This is a genomic window from Streptomyces sp. NPDC050546, from assembly GCF_044457425.1.
GTDB lineage: Bacteria > Actinomycetota > Actinomycetes > Streptomycetales > Streptomycetaceae > Streptomyces.
In genome coordinates this window covers 340,701-362,888 of the sequence record NZ_JBITGX010000004.1, presented here as the reverse complement: position 1 = coordinate 362,888, position 22,188 = coordinate 340,701, and the positions used below count along the sequence as shown (strand labels likewise).

The following is a 22,188-nucleotide window of genomic DNA, read 5'->3' as shown; positions in this document are numbered from 1 at the left end:
CGCGTCGATCAAGAGCCCACCCATCTCCGAGGAGGCAGCCATGACACCGGTACAGGCACGGCGACACGAGGCGGAACATTCCCCCATGGCCCTGGCCGACGACATGGCCGCGTCCGGCCCCCGGGTCCGGGACGACATGACCGTAGAGGTCGCGCTGTCCGTCATGGCCGGTGCCCGGGTCGAGTACCTCCTCCTGTGCGACGGGGACGACCAGTGCACGGGCTCGGTCACCCGGGCCGAACTCGCCGTTCACCGCGGCAGTGCCACGTACACGGACCGGATCCGTCTACGGGATGTCGTCCCGGCCCTCTCCCACTGATCCGCCCCGGCCCGATCAGCCCGTTCTCCTTCTCCCCGTGGGGGCATCATGCGCTGTGTCATCGCCCGGTACCCGTTCGACCTGACCAGGAGTGGAGTGCTGACCTCGATGAAGGGCGTCACGCCCGAGCTGGTCACGGCTGAGTCCGTGGCCATCGGCCGCCGCCGCTACCCCGTCAAGCAGGTCGGCGAGGTCCTCACCCGGCAGGACCGCCGCGACTTCACCAGCGGCGAGGTCATCCGGGCCATGACCCGTCTCGGCTTCACCTGCCACGACCACGTCACAACCGCGGCCGCGCAGGTCCCCACTCCCCTCCAGACGGCGTCGGCACTGCTCGGCACCCCGCCCCTGGAGGAATGAGGGAGGGCGGGAAACCGCCGTCAAGATCCCGATGAGGGCCCTGCCGACGCGCGTCGGCAGGGCCCTCATCGCCGTCTCGCCGTCCGTTCCACCCGTCGCGGGGCCCGAGGCTCCCTCCATCAAGGCCGACCGCAGGCTATCTGCACCCCCAGAGAGCTGAAATCTACTCTTGCCAGAGTAGACATTGAGCGCTGACCCGGTTAGCATTTTTCTCGTAGACGAGGTCAAGCGAAACCCGGCAGACACGAACTGGCGGGTGCAGTACCTGAGCAGTTCCGCAGTACCAGTCCGCCCAGTGGCTGGTTCGGAGGAAGGACGGAGGAGCAGACGCCATCAGGATCGCCCGGCCCGAGAGGCACTCGGCCCGGGTACCGCAAGACCCCGGATTGGAAGGTGGTCCCCGGTCACGCACCGCGATCCCCGCACCCCCCTCCCGCAGGGCCGGTAGCGGAAAGAGAAGGTCGGCACCGCATGAGGGCCGACCGATGGTGTTGAATTTCCTTCGGGGCCCTGGTGCCGTACGGCACCAGGGCCCCTCGACGCGTTGCACATCGAGGTGACATGACAGCAGATACCCCACTCAGTGGTCGTCTGGATGACGACGACTACCCCGCGTACACGATGGGGCGGGCCGCCGAGATGCTCGGCACCACCCCGGCTTTCCTCCGAGCCATCGGTGAGGCCCGGCTGATCACTCCGCTGCGCTCGGAGGGCGGACACCGCCGGTACTCCCGCTACCAACTGCGGATCGCGGCGCGCGCCCGCGAGCTCGTCGACCGAGGCACCCCGATCGACGCCGCCTGCCGCATCGTCATCCTCGAGGACCAGCTCGAGGAAGCTCAGCGCATCAACGCCGAGTACCGCCGCCGTGCCGGGCACGAGGTTCCCGGCAGCTCCGCCCCCGATTCGAACTGAGCCCCCCCCTCGGACAGCAGGTCGTGCGCCGCGTGTCAGCGTCCCGCGAGCCCCTGGCGACATCCGCGCCCTCCACGCCCACCGCGTGGGCCGCGCGCGCCGGAGCGACCTCTCCCTTGCAGACCGTCAGGCCGGCCCACGGCCTGGCTGTGCGGCAAGGCGCATCGTGGCCGTACCCGCGTACGGGTTCACCGGCGGTACCGGGTCCGTCGAATCCCCTGTAGTCGCTGCCTTCCGGGAGCGCGTGCAGGCCTGCCCCTCTGCTGGTGACGCGTTGCTCCAGGCTGCGGGCGACAGGACCTGGCGACTAAGCCGCTTCGCGGCGCTCCGGGGCCCGCTCCGAGAACTCCGGCTCGGGAGCGCGCGGGGGCGTGGAGACCAGGGCCGCCGCCTCGCCGGCCGCCAGCAGATCTCGCATGGACACCCCGGCGACCGCGAACGGCTGGGGCTGCCCCTTGCTCTCTGTAGCCGACATGGACGCCTCCCGAAGGGCCGGGGCAACGAAGTTAGGTTCACCTAACCACGGACTGGATACCATGTGACCACGCACAAGACGCCAAACGCAACATCTTGCCGACGTCTTGTCGGAACGTTCATCAAAAGACCGCACACCACGACGTACGCGGCTCACGACTCGACGTGTGCGGCCCACGACTCGACGTGCGCGGCTCACGACACGACGTACGCGGCCCACGACCTCACGCGGCGAGCACGCTCAGGTCCGCCGACGCCCAGCGTTCGCCCACACCGGTGATCGTCATCTGGCGTACCTCGTCGGTCGTGTCGCCCACCGCGCGGTGGATGACGACCTGGAGCCGGTCCTCGGTCAGCTCCTCGACCTTTCCCTCGCCCCACTCCACGACCATCACGGACTCGGGCAGCGAGACATCGAGGTCGAGGTCCTCCATCTCGTCGAGACCGCCGGAGAGCCGGTAGGCGTCGACATGGACCAGCGGCGGCCCGTCGCCCAGCGAGGGATGCACCCGGGCGATCACGAAGGTCGGCGAGGTGACGGCACCGCGCACGCCGAGCCCCTCCCCCAGCCCACGGGTCAGCGTCGTCTTGCCCGCGCCGAGCTCTCCGCTGAGCATCACCAGGTCACCCGCGCGCAGCAGTTTCGCGAGCCGGCGGCCCAGCTCCCGCATCTGCTCGGGGGACGTGACGGTGATCTGGACGGATCCGGGCTCAGCCGGGCTGTGCGGTGCTGGTGCTTCCATAGCCCTTCACGGTAGCCCCTGCGGGCACGGCACCCGTGCGGGTGAGCAGGTCGGCGAGACGGTCGGTGACCACTTCCGGGTGCTCCAGCATCACCAGATGCCCCGCGTCCGGCACCAGTACCAGCTCGGCGTCCGGCAGCAGATCGGCGATGGCCTCGCTGTGCTCACTGGGTGTGACCAGGTCCTGCACCCCGGCCAGGACGAGAACCGGCATGTCGGCGAAGCACTCGAGCGCCTCGGTCTTGTCGTGGTCGTTGAACGCCGGGTAGTACTCGGCGACCACGTCGATCGGCGTGCTCTCGATCATCCGCTCGGCGAACCGGGCGACGGCCGGATCCACGTCCCGGGACGCGAAGGAGTACCGCTTGATGATCCCGGCGAACAGGTCAGCGGTGGCCCGGCGCCCCTTCTCCACCAGGTCGGCCCGCTGCCCCAGCGCCTTCAGCACGCCGGGCAGCACCCGCCGCACCGCGTTGACGCCGGCGACCGGGAGCCCGTAGTTGACCTCGCCGAGCCGCCCCGAGGACGTCCCCACGAAGGCGACCCCGACGACCCGCTCGCTGATCAGCTCGGGGTACTCGTCGGCCAGCGCCATCACCGTCATGCCGCCCATCGAGTGGCCGACCAGCACGATCGGCCCCTCGGGGACGGCCGCGTCGATGACGGCCTTGAGGTCGCGGCCCAGCTGCTCGATGGTGACAGGCTCGCCGTCCCGCCCCTGCGCCACGCCCCGCGCGGACCGGCCGTGGCTGCGCTGGTCCCAGTGCACGGTCCGCACGACGCCTCTGAGCGCCGCCCGCTGGAAGTGCCAGGAGTCCTGGCTGAGGCAGTAGCCGTGGCTGAAGACGACGGTGACGGGGGCGGGTGCCTTGCGGCCGAAGAGCCGTCGGCGGCGCGGGCCGATGGCGGCGGGTGCGGCCTCCGGGTCGATGTCGTCGACCTCGTAGTACAGCTCCGTACCGTCGTCGGCGAACGCCTTGCCGGGCATGCCGCGCAGCGAGCCGTAGGGTCCCGCCGAGTCCAGGGCGAGCCGGGCCTTCTGGCGCATGCCCCGGCCCACCGTCATCCGCTCCAGGGCGACACCGGCGGCCGCGCCCGCGGCCACCACACCTATCGCCACGCCTGCGATGCCGGTCGCCCGGCGCCAGCCTCCCGCCGCCCCCGCGGCGGAGGCCGCGACGGCCGCGGAGGCTGCGTTCGCGACGGCCTCCGCACTGCTCTCGCTCACGTACCGCTCCTCTTCGCCGGGGTTCTCATCGGGTGACTCACTGGGTCGGATGGTGCTGGTGTTGCCAGGGTGCCTGTCGTTTCTCGCGTGACGGCACCCTGTGCGAGTTACCCGTCCTGTTCCTCATTCACATAGACGCGAGGAACGCGCGTTCCGATCCGGGTCACGATCTCGTATGCGATGGTTCCGGCCGCCTGGGCCCAGTCCTCGGCGGTGGGCTCGCCGCGGTCCCCGGGCCCGAAGAGCACCGCCTCGGCGCCCGCCGCGGGCGCGTCGCCGCCCAGATCCACCACGAACTGGTCCATGGCGACCCGTCCCGCGATCGTGCGCCACTTGCCCTCGACCAGGACCGGTCCGGCGGAGGAGGCGTGCCGCGGGATGCCGTCCGCGTAGCCCAGGGGGACCAGGCCGAGGGTGGTCTCGCCGGGGGTCACGTACTGGTGGCCGTAGCTGACCCCGTGCCCGCCCGGTACGTGCTTGACCAGGGCGAGTGAGGCGGACAGCGTCATCACCGGGCGCAGCCCGAAGTCGGCCGGGGTGCCCAGCTCGGGGCTGGGCGAGATGCCGTAGGTAGCGATGCCGGTGCGGACCAGGTCGAAGTGGCTCTCGGGGAGGGTGAGCGTGGCCGGCGAGTTGGCGATGTGCCGGACCTCGGGCCGGGCGCCCCGCTCCTCGGCGTACGCGACCATCTCCCGGAAGAGGCCGAGCTGGGCGGCGATGGAGGGATGTCCGGGCTCGTCGGCACAGGCGAGATGCGACCACAGCCCGGTGACCCTGAGCAGCCCCTCGGCCTCGGCCCGCAGGGCCGCGCTGACGAGACCGGCCCAGTCGTCACCGGGCTGGCAGCCGTTGCGTCCCAGCCCGGTGTCGGCCTTGAGCTGCACCCGCGCGGGCCGCCCGGCGAGCCGGGCCGCCGCGGTGACCTCGTCCAGGGCCCACATCGCGCTGACGGACACGTCGAGATCGGCCTCGATCGCCTCGCGCCAGGGCCCGCCGGGCGTCCACAGCCAGCACATGATGCGCCCCGGCAGCCCGGCCGCCCGCAGGGCGAGGGCCTCCTCGGGCGTGGCGGTACCCAGCCAGTCCGCCCCGGCGGCGACCGCAGCGCGGGCGCACGGCACAGCCCCGTGGCCGTACGCCTCGGACTTCACCACGGCCATCAGGGCCGCGCCCGGCGCGTGGGCACGCAGGGCCCGCACATTGGCCCGCAGGGCGGCCAGATCGATCTCGGCCCGGGCCCGCAAGAACGCGGTCCGCGGGGCTGTTCTCTCGCTCATCGCGAACAGTGTCTCAGAGCCCCCTGACACTGCCGGGTCAGCGGCCCCGCAATATCAGCCCGTCCGACGCTCGAGACCAAACCCGAGCCTGGAGGACGCCAGCCCCCACTCCCAGCCCGTCCGACGCTTGAGGACGAGGCCGTCCAGGCCGAAGCGGGGGCCCAGGGACACCAGCCCCCACCTTCCAGCCCGTCCGGCGTTTGAGGACGAGGCCGTTCAGGCCGAAGCGGGGGCCCGGGGGCGGCAGCCCCCGGATTCGGGACGGGAAGGGGCGGAGGGGGCGACCCCACCCCCACGGCAACCCCACCCACCCGCACACCCCACGAGTCACTCAGCCAAGAACATTCCGCCAAGCCACAGGAACCGCATCCGCCACATCATGCGCCCCCACCGGCGCCCCATCCGCCGCCAGCCTCCCGGCAAGCCCATGCACATACGCCCCCACACTCCCGGCATCCACCGCACACAGCCCCGCCGCCAGCAACGACCCCGCCAGCCCGGACAGCACGTCCCCGCTCCCCGCCGTGGCCAGCCAGGACGTCCCCGTCGGATTCACCCGCACCGCCCCGCCCCCCGAGTCGGCGACCAGCGTCGTGGACCCCTTCAGCAGCACGGTCGCCCCGTACCGCCCCGCCAGCTCCCGCACCGCCGCCAGCCGGGCCCCCTCGACCTCACCCCGCTCCACACCGAGCAGCGCCGCCGCCTCCCCGGCATGCGGCGTCATCAGCGTCGGAGCCCTCCGCCCTCGTACGGCCTCCGCGTCGGCCAGCCGCAACCCGTCCGCGTCGATCAGCACCGGCACGTCCGCCGCCAGCACCTCCCCCACCGTCGCCGCGTCGTCCCCGGCCCCCGGCCCGACGACCCACGCCTGCACCCGCCCGGCGCGCTTCGGCCCCTGGTCCGACACGAGCGTCTCGGGAAACCGTGCGATGACGGCGTCCCCGGCAGGCCCGACGTAGCGCACGGCCCCGGCACCGCCCCGCAGCGCTCCGGAGACGGCCAGCACGGCGGCGCCCGGGTAGCGCGCCGACCCGGCGGCGATCCCGACGACACCCCGCCGGTACTTGTCGCTCTCGGCCCGGGGCACCGGCAGCAGCCGCGCCACGTCCGCGTGCTGCAACGCCTCCAGCTCCGGCTCGACCGGCAGCTCGAGGCCGATGTCGACCAGCCGCACCGACCCGGCGTACTCGCGCGCCGGATCGATCAGCAGGCCCGGCTTGTGCGTCCCGAACGTCACCGTCAGATCGGCCCGGACCGCGACGCCGCGCACCTGCCCGGTGTCGACGTCCACCCCGCTCGGCAGATCGACGGCGACCACAGCACCCCGCGCCCGCCCGGCGGCGGCGGCCAGCGGCACGGCGTCCGGCCGCAGCCCGCCCTTCCCGCCGATCCCGACGATGCCGTCGAGGACGAGATCCGCCCCCTCGATCAGCTCCTCGACGGAACCGCCACCGCCACTCACGGCCCCACTGGCATCCACCGCACGCCCGGCATCCACCGCACGCCCCCCGGCCCGCCGCAACGCCGCGAGCCCCGCCGCGTGCGCACGCTCCGGAGCGAGCAGCACAGCGGTGACCCCGGCTCCGCGCCGGGCCAGCCGGGCCCCGGCGTACAGCGCGTCACCGCCGTTGTCACCGCTCCCGACCAGCAGCACGACCCGGCTGCCGTACACCCGCCCGAGCAGGTCGGCGCAGGCGGCGGCGAGTCCGGCGGCGGCGCGTTGCATCAACGCCCCCTCCGGCAGCCGCGCCATCAGCTCCCGTTCGGCGGTCCTGACCGTGTCCACGCTGTACGCACTCCGCATGCGGTCGAGTTTCCCGTACGACCGCCGGACCACTCGCACGTATCTCGCGCAACTCCGAACCGTGTCGAGCCCATTGACGCTTTGCCGTCCCTTTGCCAGACTCCCGGCCGCGAAGAAAGCGCTTGCACAGCTTCACACCCCCCACTGTCCGACGAAACCGAGGCCCCCATGGGACGCAGAGCCGCATTACTGGCCGCCGCCGGCGCCACCACCGTTCTGGTCGCCGCAGGCACCCTGACCGCTCCCGCCACCGCCACCGCCACTCCCGCACGGGCACTGGCCTGCGGAGACGGCTCCTACCAGGCCGAGGCCGTGCAGAACGGCGCCAACTGGACCGCCCGGCGCGGCAGCAGCACGGTCTACACCGGCACCGACATGCGCGCGGCGGTCCAGGCGGCCGTCAACAGCCTCACCGCGGGCCGCACTTCGAAGGAACGGGTCGTCGTCCGCGGCTCCGGCTCGATCTCGGCGGGCTCCCGCGTCTCCCTCCCGAGCTACACCGTCCTCGACGTCTGCGGCACCATCAACGTCACCGGCAGCGGCTCGGGCGACCAGGCCCCGGTCTACTCCCGCGGCACGCGCGACATCGAGGTGCAGAACCTCAAGCTCACCGGCACCCCGCTCTACGGCGTCTTCCTGCGCAACGTCCAGAACGTGGTGCTCGGCCAGATCGACATGCGCCTCTCCCGCGGCCTGGGCGTCCGTATCGACAACCGCGGCGACACCAGCCAGTGGACGCGCAACGTCCGTATCGACAACGTCTACGTCTCCGGCGCGTCCAGCCACGCCGTCGAGACCTATGGCGTCGACGGCCTCACCATCGGCACGGTCACCGCCCGCAACGTGGGCGAGTCCGGACTGCTGCTCAACCAGACGATCAACGCCAACGTCACGAAGGTCGACGCGGAGAACGCCGGCACCGGCACCGGCTACGCGGCCTTCCGCATGGCCAACCGCAACGGCCGGATCGGCAGCGGCTACCCCACCAACATCCGCGTCGGCGAGGTCATCGCCCGTGGCGGCGGACGCGGCGTGTTCTGCGTCTCGGAGAGCGGCGGGGCGACGATCAACAAGGTGACGCTCTCCAGCGCCGGCAACAACTCGGTCCTGATCGAGAACTGCTACAACGTCACTCTGGCGGCCCAGAGCGGCACGATCACGGGCGGCGGCGAACTGCGCCTGGCCGCCCGCTCGGAGTTCCCGAACAACAAGGACATCACCGTCCAGAACCTGACGGTCACCAACTCGGCCATCAGGGAAAGCCCGTGCGGCGAGAACACGACGTTCCGCAACATCACGCGGGTGAACACCAGCCAGTCGATCTGCTGAACGGTACGCACGACCGCGCAGAGCCCCCGCGCCACCACCGGCGGGGGCTCTGCCCTATGCTGAACCCAAGGATTTGAACTCGTTCAAAACGGGGGCCCGAACCATGAGCAACGCGACCACACCCGAGGGAACCGACACACCCGCCACCGCCCTGGGCCCCACCGCACTCGCCCTCGGCGCCTTCTCCGCCGCGGGCACCTGGGCGTTCCTCATACCCTGGACGGTGATCGCCGGCGCTCTCGCCGTCACCTTCGGCACCATGGGCATGCACTACGCCCGTCAGGGCGTGGGCCGCATGTGGAGCTCGGCGGCGGGCACGACACTCGGCGCCCTGGGCTTCCTCGGCACGGTCGTACTCATCGGGGGCATGTCCTAGCCGGGGAGCGGAACCGCCGGCGCCACCCCCGGTCACCACGCAACCCCGGGTCACCGCCCCCCGGTCACCGCGCAACCCCCGGCCACCGCGCAACCCCGGGTCACCCCTCCGCGATCACCACCGCCGAGGCCACCCCCGCGTCGTGACTGAGCGACACATGCCAGGACCGCACACCGAGTTCGGCGGCCCGCGCGGCCACGCTCCCGCTCACCCGGAGCCGCGGCCGCCCACTGTCCTCCACATACACCTCCGCGTCGGTCCAGAGCAGCCCGGCCGGAGCCCCGAGCGCCTTGGCCAACGCCTCCTTGGCGGCGAATCGCGCGGCGAGCGAGGCAACCCCACGCCGCTCCCCACTGGGCAGCAGCAACTCCCCCTCCACGAACAGCCGCCCGGCCATCGCGGGCGTCCGCTCCAGCGACGCCGCGAACCGGTCGATCTCCGCCACGTCGATCCCCACACCGATGATGCTCATGCCGAGCACCCTACGGTCAGCGCCCGCCCCCTCCGGCCGGTCCGCTCCCGGCGATTCCACATGGCCGCACGCGGCATATCAACCCGCAAATCTCCACACCATCACCGCAGCTCACACACATGATCCACCCTTCGTTTTCGTTCGCAGAAATGAAGGTCGAGGACACGACGAGTCTGGTACGGTCCGATTCCGGATCAGGGACGTGCGACCACACGACCCGAACTCCGCCGCAGCACGGCGAGTTGGGCCGGCTTCGTGGCGCACGAACGGGGCTCTGACCCACCGAAACGGGGAAAGCGAAGCATCACATGACGCGCAGGATTCGTACGTCCGCCGCCGCCGGCATCGCCGCTCTGGCACTCGTCTCTCTCACCGGCGGGACCGCCCAGGCGAACACCGGCGGAACCGCCCAGGCAAGCACCTCTGCCGCCTCCGGCAAGTGGATCTACCTGGACTCCATCAAGTGCAACGACACCGAGGACTGGAACCAGGACGAGCTCCGGATCGAGGTCAACGGAAAGAACATCCTCACCGAGTTCTTCGACCCGGGCGACAAGGTCTCCATCCACCGGTACGTCCACACCAACAAGGCGACCATCAAGCTCATCGAGCAGGACGGTCCCGACCCGGACGACGTCATCGGCACACACACCGTGAGCAGCGGCAGCGGCACGCTGAAGTTCACCAACGGTGCCAACTACACGCTGAAGTACAAGTGGGGCCACTCCTGACCGGCGCGCCGCCACGCACAACCGCACACAACGGGGAGAACACACCGATGAAGTTCAGGTCGCTGGGAACCGCCGCCACCGCCGCGGTCCTCTTCGCCACGGCCCTCACCGGGACCGTCGCCACGGCCGGCACCGCCGCCGCGGCTCCGCCGAAGGACTGCAGCAAGGCGATCGTCAACGTCAAGGCCAAGCAGACCGTCAACGTCCGCACCTCACCGAAGACGTCCGCCACGGCCGTCGGCATCTGGGGCAAGGGCAAGAGGGGCGCAATCTGCAACGACGGCAAGGCGTACAAGGGCGGCTCGTACAAGGCCTGCGGCAAGAAGAGCAACAAGTGGTACTACGGCGGCGACAAAGTGAACGGCTGGGTCCCGAAGACCTGCATCAACTGGTGATCGCCCGACCGGCCGACCACTGACCGGCCGGTGAAGGGGCGAACGGCGCACAGCCGTTCGCCCCTTTCCTCACTCCGCCGCCCTCACTCCACCGTCACCGACTTCGCCAGGTTCCGGGGCTGGTCCACATCGTTGCCGCGAGCCGTCGCCAGCTCGCACGCGAACACCTGGAGCGGCACCGCGGTCACCAACGGCTGAAGCAGGGTCGGCGTGGCCGGGACCCGGATCAGGTGATCCGCGTACGGCACCACGGCCTCGTCCCCCTCCTCCGCGATGACGATCGTCCGAGCCCCTCGCGCCCGGATCTCCTGGATGTTGGACACGATCTTGTCGTACAGCACGGACCGCCCCCGCGGCGACGGCACCACGACGACCACCGGCAGGTCCTCCTCGATCAGGGCGATCGGACCGTGCTTCAGCTCCCCCGCCGCGAACCCCTCGGCGTGCATGTACGCCAGCTCCTTGAGCTTCAGCGCGCCCTCGAGCGCCACCGGATACCCCACGTGCCGCCCGAGGAACAGCACCGTGTTCTTGGAGGCGAGTGTGCGCGCGAGCTCCCGGACCGGCTCCATCGTCCCCAGGACCTGCTCCACCGCGCCGGCGATCGAGGACAGGTCCCGGATCACCGCCCGGATCTCGTCGCCCCACTTGGTGCCCCGCACCTGCCCCAGGTACAGGGCGACCAGGTAGCACGCCACGAGCTGTGTCAGAAACGCCTTCGTCGAGGCCACGGCGACCTCCGGACCGGCGTGCGTGTACAGCACCGCGTCGGACTCGCGCGGGATCGTCGAGCCGTTGGTGTTGCAGATCGCCAGCACCTTGGCGCCCTGCTCACGGGCGTGACGCAGCGCCATCAGCGTGTCCATGGTCTCGCCGGACTGCGAGATGGCGATGACCAGGGTCCGCGCGTCCAGGATCGGATCCCGGTACCGGAACTCGCTGGCCAGCTCCACCTCGCACGGAATGCGCGTCCAGTGCTCGATGGCGTACTTGGCGATCATCCCGGCGTGGAAGGCCGTACCGCACGCGACGATGACGACCTTGTCGATCTCCCGCAGCACCCCCTGGGGGATCCGCACCTCGTCCAGGGTCAGCGACCCGGAGCCGTCGATCCGGCCCAGCAGCGTGTCGGCGACCGCCTTGGGCTGCTCGGCGATCTCCTTGAGCATGAAGTAGTCGTAGCCGCCCTTCTCCGCGGCCGACGCGTCCCAGTCGACGTGGTACGACCGGACCTCGGCCGGGCGGCCGTCGAAGCCGGTCACCGTCACGCCGTCCCGGCGCAGCTCCACCACCTGGTCCTGTCCCAGCTCGATGGCCGACCGCGTATGGGCGATGAACGCGGCGACGTCCGAGGCGAGAAAGGCCTCGCCCTCTCCGACACCCACCACCAGCGGCGAGTTGCGCCGTGCGCCCACCACCACGTCCGGCTCGTCGGCATGCACCGCGACCAGCGTGAACGCGCCCTCCAGTCGCCGGCACACCAGCCGCATCGCCTCGGCCAGATCCGCGCACGACGAGAACTCCTCGGCGAGCAGATGCGCGACGACCTCGGTGTCCGTCTCGGAGCCGAGTTCGTGGCCCCGCTCCTCCAACTCGGCCCGCAGCAGGGCGAAGTTCTCGATGATGCCGTTGTGCACGACGGCGACCCGGCCCGCGTTGTCGAGGTGCGGGTGGGCGTTGGAGTCCGTCGGGCCGCCGTGCGTGGCCCACCGGGTGTGCCCGATGCCCGTCGTGCCCGTCGGCAGCGGCCGGCCGTCCAGTTCCTTCTCCAGATTGAGGAGCTTCCCGGCCTTCTTCGCCGCCGCCAGCCCGCCATCGGCCAGCACGGCGACACCCGCCGAGTCGTACCCCCGGTACTCCAGCCGCTTCAGCCCGGCCATCACGACCTCGAGCGCGGACTGCGGCCCCACGTATCCCACGATTCCACACATGAGCGGCAGCTTAGGGTCGATTCCCGCGCCGAACCGGCCGTTGCGTGCCCGAAATCGGAAATTCCCACCGGGGTACGAAGGGTTGGATCAGACCTTCGCCCGATAGGCCCTCATGGCCAACGGATAGAACACCAGCGCGATCCCCGCGGCCCACACCAACGACCACAGCACCGGCTCCGCCACCGCCCCGCCCAGCAGCAGCCCCCGGAACGCGTCGGACAGATGCGTGACCGGATTGACGTCGCTCCACGCCTGCAGCCAGCCGGGCATGGTGTCGACGACGACGAACGCGCTGCTGGTGAAGGTGATCGGGAAGATGAGCGTGAAGGCGAACGCCTGCACCTTCTCCGCGTCTCCGGCCAGCATCCCGATCAGCACCGCACTCCAGGACACGGCCGCGGCGAACACCACCACCAGCAGCGCCCCGAGCAGGAACCCGCCGAATCCGCCGGTGATGCGGAAGCCGAGCGCCAGGCCGAGGCCGATCATCAGCAGCAGCGCCCAGAGGTGCTTGGCGAGGTCCGCGGTGATCCGGCCGATCAGCGGCGCGGAACGCGCGATCGGCAGACTGCGCAGCCGGTCGAAGACGCCCTTGGTGAGGTCGGTGTTGAGCGCCATCGCCGTGTACATCGTCATGAACAGGGTGTTCTGCACGATGATCCCGGGCAGCGCGTACTTCAGATACGCCTCGGGCGATCCGGCCATCTGCCCGCCCAGCACATAGGTGAAGAGAAACACGAACATGATCGGCGTGATGCTGTAGTCGACCAGTTCGAGCGGGTTGTGCTTGACGGCGACCAGGCTCCGCCAGGCCATCGTGAAGGTCTGCCGCATCCCCGCGAGCGGCGGCACGCGCCCCGACGCGGTGACCGGCGCGGTCAGCGTGGTGGCGGTCATGACCGGCTCACCGCCTTCTCGAGCCCGTCGTCGTCACGGGCGGTCTCTTCGTCGTCATGGACGGCGGCCCCGCCGTTCCCCTCGGGCCCGCCCGGCTCGGCTCGGTGTCCGGTCAGGGCGAGGAAGACCTCGTCGAGCGAGGAGCGGCGCAGGGCCAGCTCCCCCACCGCGATCCCCTCCCGGTCCAGCGCGCGCACCACGGCCGGCATCAGCTCGGGGTCCTTCACCGGGGCGGTGACCATCTCGCCCTCGATCCGGGCCTCTGGCCCGGCGGCCCCGGCCACCAGCGCGTGCGCCCGCGCCAGGTCCTGCCCGACGATCGGCCGCAGCTCCAGCACCTGCCCGCCGACCTGCGCCTTCAGCCGGTCCGGCGTGCCCTCGGCGATCACCCGGCCCTTGTCGATCACCACGATGTCGTCGGCGAGCACATCGGCCTCGTTCAGATACTGCGTGGTCAGCAGCGCGGTGGCCCCGTCCGCGACCAGGCCGCGCAGCAGATCCCACAGCTCTCCGCGGCTGTGTGGATCGAGACCCGTGGTCGGCTCGTCCAGGAAGAGGATGCTGGGCCGCCCCACCAGACTGGCCGCGAGGTCCAGGCGCCGGCGCATACCGCCCGAGAAGGTCTTCGCGGCCCGCCCGGCCGCGTGCGTCAGCTGGAACCGCTCCAGCAGCTCACCCGCCCGCGCCTTCGCCTCCCGCCGCGGCAGACCCAGCAGCCGGCCGATGAGCAGCAGGTTCTCCGTGCCGGTCAGGTTCTCGTCCACCGCCGCGTACTGCCCGGTCAGCCCGACGAGGGAGCGGACCACCCCGGCCTCCCTGACCACGTCGTGGCCGGCCACCCGGGCTCTGCCTCCGTCCGGGCGCAGCAGTGTCGCGAAGATCCGCACCGCGGTCGTCTTCCCGGCACCGTTGGGCCCGAGCAGCCCGAGCACCGTGCCCTTGCGGGCCGCCAGGTCGACGCCGGCCAGCGCCTCGGTCTCCTTGAACCGTTTGACCAGGCCTTCCGCCTCTATCGCATACGTCATGGGTACCCCCAGGCGTTCGCGGACCCCGGACCGGGCCCACTCCTCCCACAACTGTGACGCATACCACTGACATTCCACCCGTGTCAGTTTTTCTCCCCGCATACAAGGGCGAACCGCGGCGAATACCTCGCGTGACGGATCCCACCTCACCGTCCGTTCGTATGCCCGTAACAATGGACTGTGATCTCTCCGGTCTCCTCGATGCCCCGGAGCGCCCACCGGCAGCGGCCGGAGGCGACTCCCTACGTCGACCTCACCCGAGCCGAGTGGAGCGCGCTGCGTGACAAGACGCCGCTCCCGCTGACGGCCGAGGAGGTCGAGAAACTGCGCGGTCTCGGTGACGTCATCGACCTCGACGAGGTGCGGGACATCTACCTCCCGCTCTCCAGACTCCTCAACCTCTACGTCGGCGCCACCGACGGCCTCCGAGGCGCCCTGAACACGTTCCTGGGCGAACAGGGCTCCCAGTCCGGCACCCCGTTCGTCATAGGAGTCGCCGGCTCGGTCGCGGTCGGCAAGTCCACCGTCGCCCGCCTCCTCCAGGCCCTGCTCTCACGCTGGCCGGAACACCCGCGCGTCGAGCTGGTCACCACCGACGGCTTCCTGCTGCCCACCAAGGAGCTCCAAGCCCGCGGCCTGATGTCACGGAAGGGCTTCCCGGAGTCCTACGACCGCCGCGCCCTGACCCGCTTCGTCGCCGACATCAAGGCAGGCAAGGACGAGGTCACGGCCCCGGTCTACTCCCACCTCATCTACGACATCGTCCCTGACCAGAAGCTCACGGTCCGCCGCCCCGACATCCTGATCGTCGAGGGCCTGAACGTCCTCCAGCCCGCGCTGCCCGGCAAGGACGGCCGCACCCGGGTCGGTCTCGCCGACTACTTCGACTTCAGCGTGTACGTCGACGCCCGCGTCGAGGACGTCGAGCGCTGGTACCTCAACCGCTTCCGCAAGCTGCGCGCGACCGCCTTCCAGAACCCGTCCTCGTACTTCCGCAAGTACACCCAGGTCTCGGAGGAGGAGGCCCTCGACTACGCGCAGACGATGTGGCGCACGATCAACCGGCCCAACCTGGTCGAGAACATCGCCCCCACCCGGGGCCGGGCCACCCTCGTCGTACGCAAGGGCCCCGACCACAAGGTGCAGCGGCTCAGCCTGCGCAAGCTGTGACGCCCGGGGAAAAGGCCGGTTAGATGGTCGCCATGCTCCACATGCGCCTGATCACACCGTCCGCGAAGACCGACGAAGTGGTGCTGCTGATCGAGAAGACGGTCGGCACCACCCACCTCGTCGTACTGCCGGACACCGCACGCAACCCCGCCGGGGACGTCGTCATGTGCGACGTGGCCCGCGAGGCGGGCGACGAACTGCTGGCCGGCCTGCGGGAGCTGGGCATCGACACCACCGGCTCCATCGCCGTCGAGAACATCGACCTGTCGCTGTCCGAGCGGGCCGAGAAGGCCGAGGCAGACGCGCCGGGCGAGGGCGCGGACGCGGTCCTGTGGGAGCACCTGAGCGATGCGACACACGAGGAGTCGACGCTCTCCGTCACCTACCTGGCCTTCATCACGCTGGCCACGATGATCGCGGCCTGCGGCGTGGTCCTGGACAACGCGATCCTGATCGTGGGCGCCATGGCGGTGGGCCCGGAGTTCGGCCCCCTCGCCGGCATCTGCACCGCGATCGTCCGCCGCAGATCACGCCTGGCCCTGCGCTCCCTGATCGCCCTGCTGGTGGGCTTCGCGGTGGCGATGGCGGTGACGGTCCTCTTCAGCCTCTTCATGAACGCAGTGGGCCTCTTCACCGAGGCCCAACTGGAGGCGGACCGCCCCAACACCGGCTTCATCTACGCCCCCGACTGGTTCTCCTTCGTCGTGGCGGTCCTGGCCGGCATCGCCGGCACCCTCTCCCTGACGTCAGCGAAGTCCGGAGCCCTGGTAGGCGTGGCCATCTCGGTCACCACGGTCCCGGCCGCGGCAAACGCGGCCGTGGCCCTCATCTACGGCGACACCAACCAGACCCTGCGCTCCACAGAACAACTCCTGCTGAACCTCGCGGGGATCCTCTTGGCAGGCACCCTCACCTTGCTGGCCCAGAAGTGGCTCTGGTCGAAGCAACGCGGGTGACCGTCAAAGGGGCGCGAGGACAACTCCCTCAGGGGCGCGGGGAACTGCGCGACAAGCCACGACGCAGCCGCAGCCCGCCCACAGCAGAACCCCCCACCCCGAACCGCAAAGGCCAACTACCCCAACGCGGACTTCACCGCATCGGCCAGCCGCCCCGCAACAGACCGAGCCTGCTCGATATCAGCCGCCTCCACCATCACCCGAACCAACGGCTCGGTCCCGGAGGGCCGCAACAACACCCGCCCGGTGGCCCCTAGCTCCCGCTCCGCGTCAGCGACGGCCGCCGACAACTCCGCGGACGTCCCCACCCGCGTCCTGTCGACATCCGGCACATTGATGAGCACCTGCGGCAACCGCTCCATGACAGCGGCCAGCTCCCGCAGCGAACGCCCGCTCCCGGCGACCCGAGCCGCCAGCAGCAGCCCCGTCAGCGTCCCGTCCCCGGTCGTCGCGTGGTCGAGGATGATCACATGCCCGGACTGCTCGCCCCCAAGGGCGAACCCGTGCTCCTTCATCTCCTCGAGCACGTACCGGTCACCGACGGCGGTCTGCACCAGCCGGATGCCCTCACGCTCCATGGCCAGCTTGAACCCGAGGTTGGACATCACCGTGGCGACCACCGTCTCGGACCGCAGAGCGGAGCGTTCCCGCATCGCCAGCGCGAGCACGGCCAGGATCTGGTCGCCGTCGACCTCCGCGCCGGTGTGGTCCACGGCGAGGCACCGGTCGGCGTCACCGTCGTGCGCGATGCCCAGGTCCGCCCCGAGCTCGACGACGGCGGCCTTGATCTTGTCCAGGTGCGTGGAGCCGCAGCCGTCGTTGATGTTGAGCCCGTCCGGCTCGGCCCCGATGGTGACGACCTCGGCACCGGCCCGCCGGAACGCCTCGGGCGAGACCCGGGCGGCTGCGCCGTGCGCCTCGTCGAGGACGACCTTCAGCCCGTCGATCCGGTTCGGCAGGGCGCCCAGCAGATGCGCGACGTACCGGTCGAAGCCCTCCCCGTACTCCCGGACGCGGCCCACTCCGGCCCCGGTCGGCCGCTCCCACGGGGCGCCGGTGCGGTGCTCCTCGTAGACGGACTCGATCCGGTCCTCGAGCTCGTCGGCGAGCTTGTGCCCGCCGCGGGCGAAGAACTTGATGCCGTTGTCGGGCATGGCGTTGTGGCTCGCGGAGAGCATCACACCGAGGTCGGCGCCGAGCTCCCCGGTCAGGTACGCCACCGCCGGGGTCGGCAGCACGCCGACCCGCAGGACGTCCACACCGGCGCTGGCGAGGCCCGCGACCACGGCGGCTTCCAGGAACTCCCCGGACGCGCGCGGGTCACGCCCGACGACCGCGGTCGGGCGGTGCCCCTCGAAGGTGCCCGCCTCGGCCAGTACGTGCGCCGCGGCCACGGAGAGGCCCAGGGCCATCTCCGCCGTCAGATCCGCGTTGGCCACACCGCGCACGCCGTCAGTGCCGAAGAGTCGTCCCACTGTGGTGTCCTCCGAATTGCTGTGAGAATGCGGCTCACATCCCCAAAGACTTCCCTGGTACATCCCTGAGACTGTCCGGGGGCGGTAGGGGTTGTGTAAACGAACCGCCCCGGCGGCACCATGCGGGCCGCCGGGGCGATCGTTGCGAAAGCCAGTCGCCAGGACAGGCGACGCGTTTAGCGCTTGCTGTACTGCGGGGCCTTGCGGGCCTTCTTCAGACCGGCCTTCTTGCGCTCGACCGCACGGTCGTCGCGCTTGAGGAAGCCGGCCTTCTTCAGCGGGCCGCGGTTGTTGTCGACGTCCGCCTCGTTCAGCGCACGGGCGACACCGAGACGGAGCGCACCGGCCTGACCGGAGACACCGCCACCGGAGATGCGGGCGACGACGTCGTAGCGGTCGTCGAGCTCGAGCACCTTGAAGGGCTCGTTGACTTCCTGCTGGTGCACCTTGTTCGGGAAGTAGTCCTCGAGGGTGCGACCGTTGATCTTCCACTTGCCGGTGCCCGGGACGATCCGGACACGGGCGATGGCGTTCTTGCGACGGCCCAGGCCGGCGGCCGGCTGGGGCTCACCGAAACGCGAGGCGAGGGACTCGGAGGTGTACTCACCCTCCACCGGAACCTCGGACTCGGTGGTGTAGCTGTCGATGTCGACTTCTTCGAGCGGCTGCTCGGCAGTGGTCTCGGCCACGATGCTCCTCAGATTCTGTTCAGTCTTAGGGGGTGTGGCCGGACTTACTGCGCGACCTGGGTGATCTCGTACGGCTGCGGCTGCTGCGCGCCGTGCGGGTGCTGGTCACCCTTGTAGACCTTCAGCTTCGAGAGCATCTGACGGCCCAGGGAGTTCTTGGGGAGCATGCCCTTGACGGCCTTCTCGACGGCCTTCTCGGGGTTCTTGTCCAGCAGCTCGTCGTAACGGACGGAGCGCAGACCACCCGGGTAACCGGAGTGGCGGTACGCCATCTTCTGGGTCCGCTTGTTGCCGGACAGGTGCACCTTGTCCGCGTTGATGATGATGACGAAGTCACCAGCGTCGACGTGGGGGGCGTAGATCGGCTTGTGCTTGCCCCGGAGGAGGGTCGCTGCGGTGGTGGCGAGACGACCCAGGACAACGTCCTGGGCGTCGATGACGTGCCACTGGCGCGTCACATCGCCGGGCTTGGGGCTGTACGTACGCACGGTTCGTAGCCTTCGCTTCGAGTGAATGGTCCTGAACAGGTCACCGAAACGATCACGACAGCCTTGACCGCACTGCGGTGACGCAAACCGCGTGCTGGTCGCTGGTCATCGGCCCGGCGGACCGGTGTAAGGGCCCGTCCCGTGAGAATGAGCAAGCCAATACACAACGAACAAGCAGAATACCGGGGCACACCACAAGGGTCAAAACGCGGGATCACCGTCGACGGTCGAACACGCAGACGCACAGTCCCGCACAGAGCGTGACAGCCCTCCGCAGGGTCCGGCGCCGAACCGGCCGCACCAACGGAAACACCGACGACAGCGCCACATCGACGGCCACCGCGACGCCCCACCGCAGCACGGATCCGCCACCGCGCGGACGACGGTAGGCCCGCAGCGCCGCGAGCCCGGCCGGCAGCCCGACCGACGGCCAGGACAGCACGCACACCAGCAGCGCGACGGCTACCAGCACCCGCGCGGACCCCACCCACAGACTCCGGCTCACGAGTCGCCCCAACCACCCGGAGATGTCGCCTTTGCCCGTCCGCATGGGAGGAACGCTAAGCGCTACGAGGCCGGTCCGGACGGACCAGCACACCCCATGTCCCGTCTAAGATGCGCCACATGAGCTATGGGCAGGGGGGACCCCAGTCCCAGTGGGATCCCTGGAAACCGCAGTCGCAGCAGCCCTGGAACAGCGGGGGCGGAGGCCAGTCTCCAGACTGGGCCGCGCTCGCCGAGGCGTCCGAGTCACGTAACAAACGACGGCGGCTGCTGCTGGTCGGCGGTGGCGCGGTCGCCACCGTCGCGATCGGTGCCGCCGTGGCCGTGGCCGTGGTCTCGGCCAACGGCGACAACCAGGCGAACAACCCGGCCTCCCTGCCCTCGGCGGACATCCCGAGCGGGTCGCCCTCCGGCCCGTCGTTCGCCCCGACCAGCGCCCCGCCCCCGCTGGACCCGAAGGACTTCGTCGCCAGCGCGAAGAAGGACAAGGCGCCGCTCGGCCCGGACACGCTCTTCCCGGGCACCCAGCTGACCATGGGCGAGACGGTCTACAAGAAGGGCCCGACGGCCGACACCAGGAGCTGCGGCACGGCGGCGGGCGGCTCGCTGCCCAAGGTCCTCAAGGCGAACGACTGCACCCGCCTGATACGAGTCACCTACTCCAAGGACGGCATCGCGGTGACGGTCGGCGTGGCGGTCTTCGACACCGAGGCACAGGCCGTCAAGGCCAAGGCCCAGAGCAACAAGAAGAGCTTTGTGAAGTCGCTCTCCGGCGGCGGCGTGAAGCCCTTCTGCGAAGCCGGGTTCTGCCGCACGACCAGCAACTCCTACGGCCGCTACGCCTACTTCACCAACGCCGGCTTCACCAACGGCAAGGACGTGACGGAGAAGGACACCGAGGTGTTCGCCACCGGCGACAACCTCCAGCAGTTCACGTTCAACCAGATCCGCCGCCGCGGCGAGGCCCAGGCATCGGCCGCGGCCGACGAATAGCCGTCAGCAGCACCCGGCCGGCGGCAGCGACCGCTTGTTCCGCGCCTCCTTGTTGCGCGCGGCCAGCAGCTCGTCGGCCGGGTAGCCGACCTCCTCAAGCGTCAGCCCGTGCGGCCGTACGACGTGCACGGCCGAGTCCCTGACACCGGCTGCCAGCACCTTGCCCGGCCAGTCCGGCGGCCGGTGCCCGTCGCCCACGAACAGCAGCGCCCCGATGAGCGAGCGCACCATGTTGTGGCAGAAGGCGTCGGCCCGCACAGTCGCGGTGATGATCCCGTCCTCGCCCCGCACGAGACTCAGCTCCTGGAGCGTGCGGATCGTCGTCGCGCCCTCCCGCTTCTTGCAGTAGGCGGCGAAGTCGTGCTCCCCGAGCAGCCGGCGCGCGGCCTCGTCCATGGCGTCGACGTCGAGCGGCCAGTCGTGCCACAGCACATGGTTCCGCAGCAGCGGGTCGACACCCCCCGGATTGTCGGTGACCCGATAGGCATACCGCCGCCAGACGGCCGAGAACCGCGCGTTGAAGCCACTGGGCGCCTCCCTGAGGGCCCAGACCCGCACGTCCCGGGGCAACCGCCCGGCGAGCCGCTTCAGCAGCTTCTGATGGTGCTCGGCCCAGACCTCACGTGGCAGATCGACATGCGCGACCTGCCCCCGGGCATGCACCCCGGCATCGGTACGCCCCGCCACGGTCAGCTCGTACGTCTCCCGCGACCGCGTCACGGTCCGCAGCGCGTCCTCGATCTCCCCCTGTACGGTCCGCCGCCCCCCGGCCTGCTTGGCCCACCCGGAGAACTCACTCCCGTCGTACGACAGATCAAGCCGGACACGAACGAACCCGGCAGCTGCTTCATCACTCACGCACAGATCCTCTCAGCAACACAAAGGCGGGCCCGCTCCTGAAAAGGAACGGGCCCGCCAACGCACCCTCAGGGGCGCGGGGAACTGCGCGAGCAACCACGACGAACCCGCAGCCGCCGGTGCACAGGCCCCCGGCAGAACGCTTACGCGTCCTTGGACTCCTCGGCGTCCTCGGCCTTGGTCGTGTCGACCTGAGCCTCGGCAGCCTCGGCGTCCTTCGCGGCGCGCTTGGTCGCGGCCTCGGCCTCGCCGGTCGCCTCCTGCGCCACCGTCAGCGCCTCGACCAGCTCGATGACAGCCATGGGCGCGTTGTCGCCACGGCGGTTACCGATCTTGGTGATACGGGTGTAGCCACCCGGACGGTTCTCGTAGCGCGGGCCGATCTCGGTGAAGAGCGTGTGGACGATGCTCTTGTCCGTGATGACCTGGAGCACCTGACGGCGGTTGTGAAGGTCGCCCTTCTTCGCCTTGGTGACCAGACGCTCGGCGTACGGCCGCAGCTTGCGGGCCTTCGCCTCGGTGGTGGTGATGCGACCGTGCTCGAACAGCGCCTTCGCGAGGTTCGCGAGGAGGAGCTTCTCGTGCGCGGCGCTGCCGCCCATACGGGCACCCTTGGTGGGCTTCGGCATGGTGTTTCTCCTAGGTGTCTGCCCCGGCCGTATCAGGTACCGGGGTCAGTATCCGAGCGAGCGGTCGCCCGTCGGAGATCCAGGCCCCCCGGAGGGGGCCTGGAAGGGGCGCGGGGAACTGCGCGACCAGCCACAACCGGCCCGCAGACG

25 protein-coding genes are annotated in these 22,188 nt (G+C 70.4%); 10 read left to right on the top strand and 15 right to left on the bottom strand.

Annotation, left to right across the window (positions count from 1 at the left end):
* Positions 1–40: 40 nt before the first annotated feature.
* The 3 genes from ACIBK5_RS12710 (at position 41) to ACIBK5_RS12700 (ending at position 1,594) form a co-directional block, all read left to right on the top strand.
* Positions 41–319 (top strand): hypothetical protein, encoded by a 279-nt coding sequence (locus ACIBK5_RS12710; RefSeq protein WP_399018856.1) that lies wholly within the window; start codon positions 41–43, stop codon positions 317–319.
* A gap of 48 nt (positions 320–367) precedes the next feature.
* Entirely contained in the window at positions 368–679 is a 312-nt protein-coding gene (locus ACIBK5_RS12705) for an SCO5918 family protein (RefSeq protein ID WP_399018855.1), read from the top strand.
* Positions 680–1,240: 561 nt separating this feature from the next.
* Positions 1,241–1,594 (top strand): helix-turn-helix domain-containing protein, encoded by a 354-nt coding sequence (locus ACIBK5_RS12700; RefSeq protein ID WP_399018854.1) that lies wholly within the window; start codon positions 1,241–1,243, stop codon positions 1,592–1,594.
* 307 nt (positions 1,595–1,901) lie between these two features.
* On the opposite strand, the gene ACIBK5_RS12695 is transcribed toward ACIBK5_RS12700, so the two are convergent.
* The 5 genes from ACIBK5_RS12695 to ACIBK5_RS12675 all read right to left on the bottom strand — a co-directional run bounded on the left by ACIBK5_RS12695 (position 1,902) and on the right by ACIBK5_RS12675 (position 7,120).
* Positions 1,902–2,069, bottom strand: coding sequence for a hypothetical protein (locus ACIBK5_RS12695; protein WP_399018852.1), 168 nt, complete (start codon positions 2,067–2,069; stop codon positions 1,902–1,904).
* A gap of 223 nt (positions 2,070–2,292) precedes the next feature.
* Positions 2,293–2,811, bottom strand: a complete 519-nt coding sequence (tsaE, locus tag ACIBK5_RS12690; RefSeq protein ID WP_391098934.1) for a tRNA (adenosine(37)-N6)-threonylcarbamoyltransferase complex ATPase subunit type 1 TsaE — start codon at positions 2,809–2,811, stop codon at positions 2,293–2,295.
* Positions 2,780–4,039, bottom strand: coding sequence for an alpha/beta fold hydrolase (locus ACIBK5_RS12685; protein ID WP_399018850.1), 1,260 nt, complete (start codon positions 4,037–4,039; stop codon positions 2,780–2,782). The genes tsaE and ACIBK5_RS12685 overlap by 32 nt, the downstream gene beginning before the upstream one ends.
* Positions 4,040–4,146: 107 nt before the next feature.
* The gene (gene alr / locus ACIBK5_RS12680; RefSeq protein WP_399018847.1) at positions 4,147–5,316 is read right to left on the bottom strand and encodes an alanine racemase; all 1,170 of its coding nucleotides are present in this window, start codon (positions 5,314–5,316) and stop codon (positions 4,147–4,149) included.
* Positions 5,317–5,647: 331 nt separating this feature from the next.
* Positions 5,648–7,120 carry an NAD(P)H-hydrate dehydratase gene (locus tag ACIBK5_RS12675; protein WP_399018845.1) on the bottom strand — a complete coding sequence of 491 codons (1,473 nt, stop codon included), beginning with the start codon at positions 7,118–7,120 and terminating at the stop codon, positions 5,648–5,650.
* A gap of 168 nt (positions 7,121–7,288) precedes the next feature.
* Between ACIBK5_RS12675 and ACIBK5_RS12670 the strand changes: the two genes are divergently transcribed.
* Positions 7,289–8,449, top strand: a complete 1,161-nt coding sequence (locus ACIBK5_RS12670) for a hypothetical protein (RefSeq protein ID WP_399018843.1) — start codon at positions 7,289–7,291, stop codon at positions 8,447–8,449.
* 103 nt (positions 8,450–8,552) lie between these two features.
* On the top strand, positions 8,553–8,825 hold the full coding sequence (locus ACIBK5_RS12665; protein WP_399018841.1) for a hypothetical protein: 273 nt from the start codon (positions 8,553–8,555) through the stop codon (positions 8,823–8,825).
* 100 nt (positions 8,826–8,925) lie between these two features.
* Here ACIBK5_RS12665 and ACIBK5_RS12660 read toward each other — a convergent pair whose 3' ends face one another.
* On the bottom strand, positions 8,926–9,297 hold the full coding sequence (locus ACIBK5_RS12660) for a holo-ACP synthase (protein ID WP_382489395.1): 372 nt from the start codon (positions 9,295–9,297) through the stop codon (positions 8,926–8,928).
* Between the two features lie 308 nt (positions 9,298–9,605).
* Here ACIBK5_RS12660 and ACIBK5_RS12655 point away from each other — a divergent pair, with 308 nt between their 5' ends.
* Together ACIBK5_RS12655 and ACIBK5_RS12650 are read left to right on the top strand one after the other, a co-directional pair.
* The gene (locus ACIBK5_RS12655; RefSeq protein ID WP_399018839.1) at positions 9,606–10,028 is read left to right on the top strand and encodes a hypothetical protein; all 423 of its coding nucleotides are present in this window, start codon (positions 9,606–9,608) and stop codon (positions 10,026–10,028) included.
* 47 nt (positions 10,029–10,075) lie between these two features.
* On the top strand, positions 10,076–10,423 hold the full coding sequence (locus ACIBK5_RS12650) for a hypothetical protein (RefSeq protein WP_399018837.1): 348 nt from the start codon (positions 10,076–10,078) through the stop codon (positions 10,421–10,423).
* An 83-nt stretch (positions 10,424–10,506) separates the two neighbouring features.
* On the opposite strand, the gene glmS is transcribed toward ACIBK5_RS12650, so the two are convergent.
* The 3 genes from glmS to ACIBK5_RS12635 form a co-directional block, all read right to left on the bottom strand.
* Entirely contained in the window at positions 10,507–12,354 is a 1,848-nt protein-coding gene (gene glmS, locus ACIBK5_RS12645; protein WP_399018835.1) for a glutamine--fructose-6-phosphate transaminase (isomerizing), read from the bottom strand.
* A gap of 87 nt (positions 12,355–12,441) precedes the next feature.
* Positions 12,442–13,251 (bottom strand): ABC transporter permease, encoded by an 810-nt coding sequence (locus ACIBK5_RS12640; protein WP_399018833.1) that lies wholly within the window; start codon positions 13,249–13,251, stop codon positions 12,442–12,444.
* Positions 13,248–14,276 (bottom strand): ATP-binding cassette domain-containing protein, encoded by a 1,029-nt coding sequence (locus tag ACIBK5_RS12635; RefSeq protein ID WP_399018831.1) that lies wholly within the window; start codon positions 14,274–14,276, stop codon positions 13,248–13,250. The genes ACIBK5_RS12640 and ACIBK5_RS12635 overlap by 4 nt, the downstream gene beginning before the upstream one ends.
* A 201-nt stretch (positions 14,277–14,477) precedes the next feature.
* Between ACIBK5_RS12635 and coaA the strand changes: the two genes are divergently transcribed.
* Both coaA and ACIBK5_RS12625 read left to right on the top strand, forming a co-directional pair.
* On the top strand, positions 14,478–15,446 hold the full coding sequence (coaA, locus tag ACIBK5_RS12630) for a type I pantothenate kinase (protein WP_359887783.1): 969 nt from the start codon (positions 14,478–14,480) through the stop codon (positions 15,444–15,446).
* Between the two features lie 32 nt (positions 15,447–15,478).
* Positions 15,479–16,402: a DUF389 domain-containing protein gene (locus tag ACIBK5_RS12625; RefSeq protein WP_399018829.1), complete on the top strand. Its 924-nt coding sequence runs from the start codon at positions 15,479–15,481 to the stop codon at positions 16,400–16,402.
* A gap of 116 nt (positions 16,403–16,518) precedes the next feature.
* Here the strand turns inward: ACIBK5_RS12625 and glmM are convergent, their stop codons facing one another.
* The 4 genes from glmM to ACIBK5_RS12605 form a co-directional block, all read right to left on the bottom strand.
* Positions 16,519–17,877, bottom strand: coding sequence for a phosphoglucosamine mutase (gene glmM, locus ACIBK5_RS12620; protein WP_399018827.1), 1,359 nt, complete (start codon positions 17,875–17,877; stop codon positions 16,519–16,521).
* A 176-nt stretch (positions 17,878–18,053) separates the two neighbouring features.
* Positions 18,054–18,566, bottom strand: coding sequence for a 30S ribosomal protein S9 (gene rpsI, locus ACIBK5_RS12615; RefSeq protein ID WP_184591418.1), 513 nt, complete (start codon positions 18,564–18,566; stop codon positions 18,054–18,056).
* A gap of 44 nt (positions 18,567–18,610) precedes the next feature.
* The gene (rplM, locus tag ACIBK5_RS12610; protein WP_003992380.1) at positions 18,611–19,054 is read right to left on the bottom strand and encodes a 50S ribosomal protein L13; all 444 of its coding nucleotides are present in this window, start codon (positions 19,052–19,054) and stop codon (positions 18,611–18,613) included.
* 214 nt (positions 19,055–19,268) lie between these two features.
* Entirely contained in the window at positions 19,269–19,604 is a 336-nt protein-coding gene (locus ACIBK5_RS12605) for a hypothetical protein (protein WP_399018825.1), read from the bottom strand.
* 74 nt (positions 19,605–19,678) lie between these two features.
* Between ACIBK5_RS12605 and ACIBK5_RS12600 the strand changes: the two genes are divergently transcribed.
* On the top strand, positions 19,679–20,551 hold the full coding sequence (locus ACIBK5_RS12600; protein ID WP_399018823.1) for a hypothetical protein: 873 nt from the start codon (positions 19,679–19,681) through the stop codon (positions 20,549–20,551).
* Positions 20,552–20,554: 3 nt separating this feature from the next.
* Here the strand turns inward: ACIBK5_RS12600 and truA are convergent, their stop codons facing one another.
* Entirely contained in the window at positions 20,555–21,409 is an 855-nt protein-coding gene (truA, locus tag ACIBK5_RS12595) for a tRNA pseudouridine(38-40) synthase TruA (RefSeq protein ID WP_399018821.1), read from the bottom strand.
* Positions 21,410–21,552: 143 nt separating this feature from the next.
* Complete coding sequence (gene rplQ, locus ACIBK5_RS12590; protein WP_354740797.1) at positions 21,553–22,038, bottom strand: 50S ribosomal protein L17; 486 nt, start codon at positions 22,036–22,038, stop codon at positions 21,553–21,555.
* Between the last annotated feature and the right edge of the window lie 150 nt (positions 22,039–22,188).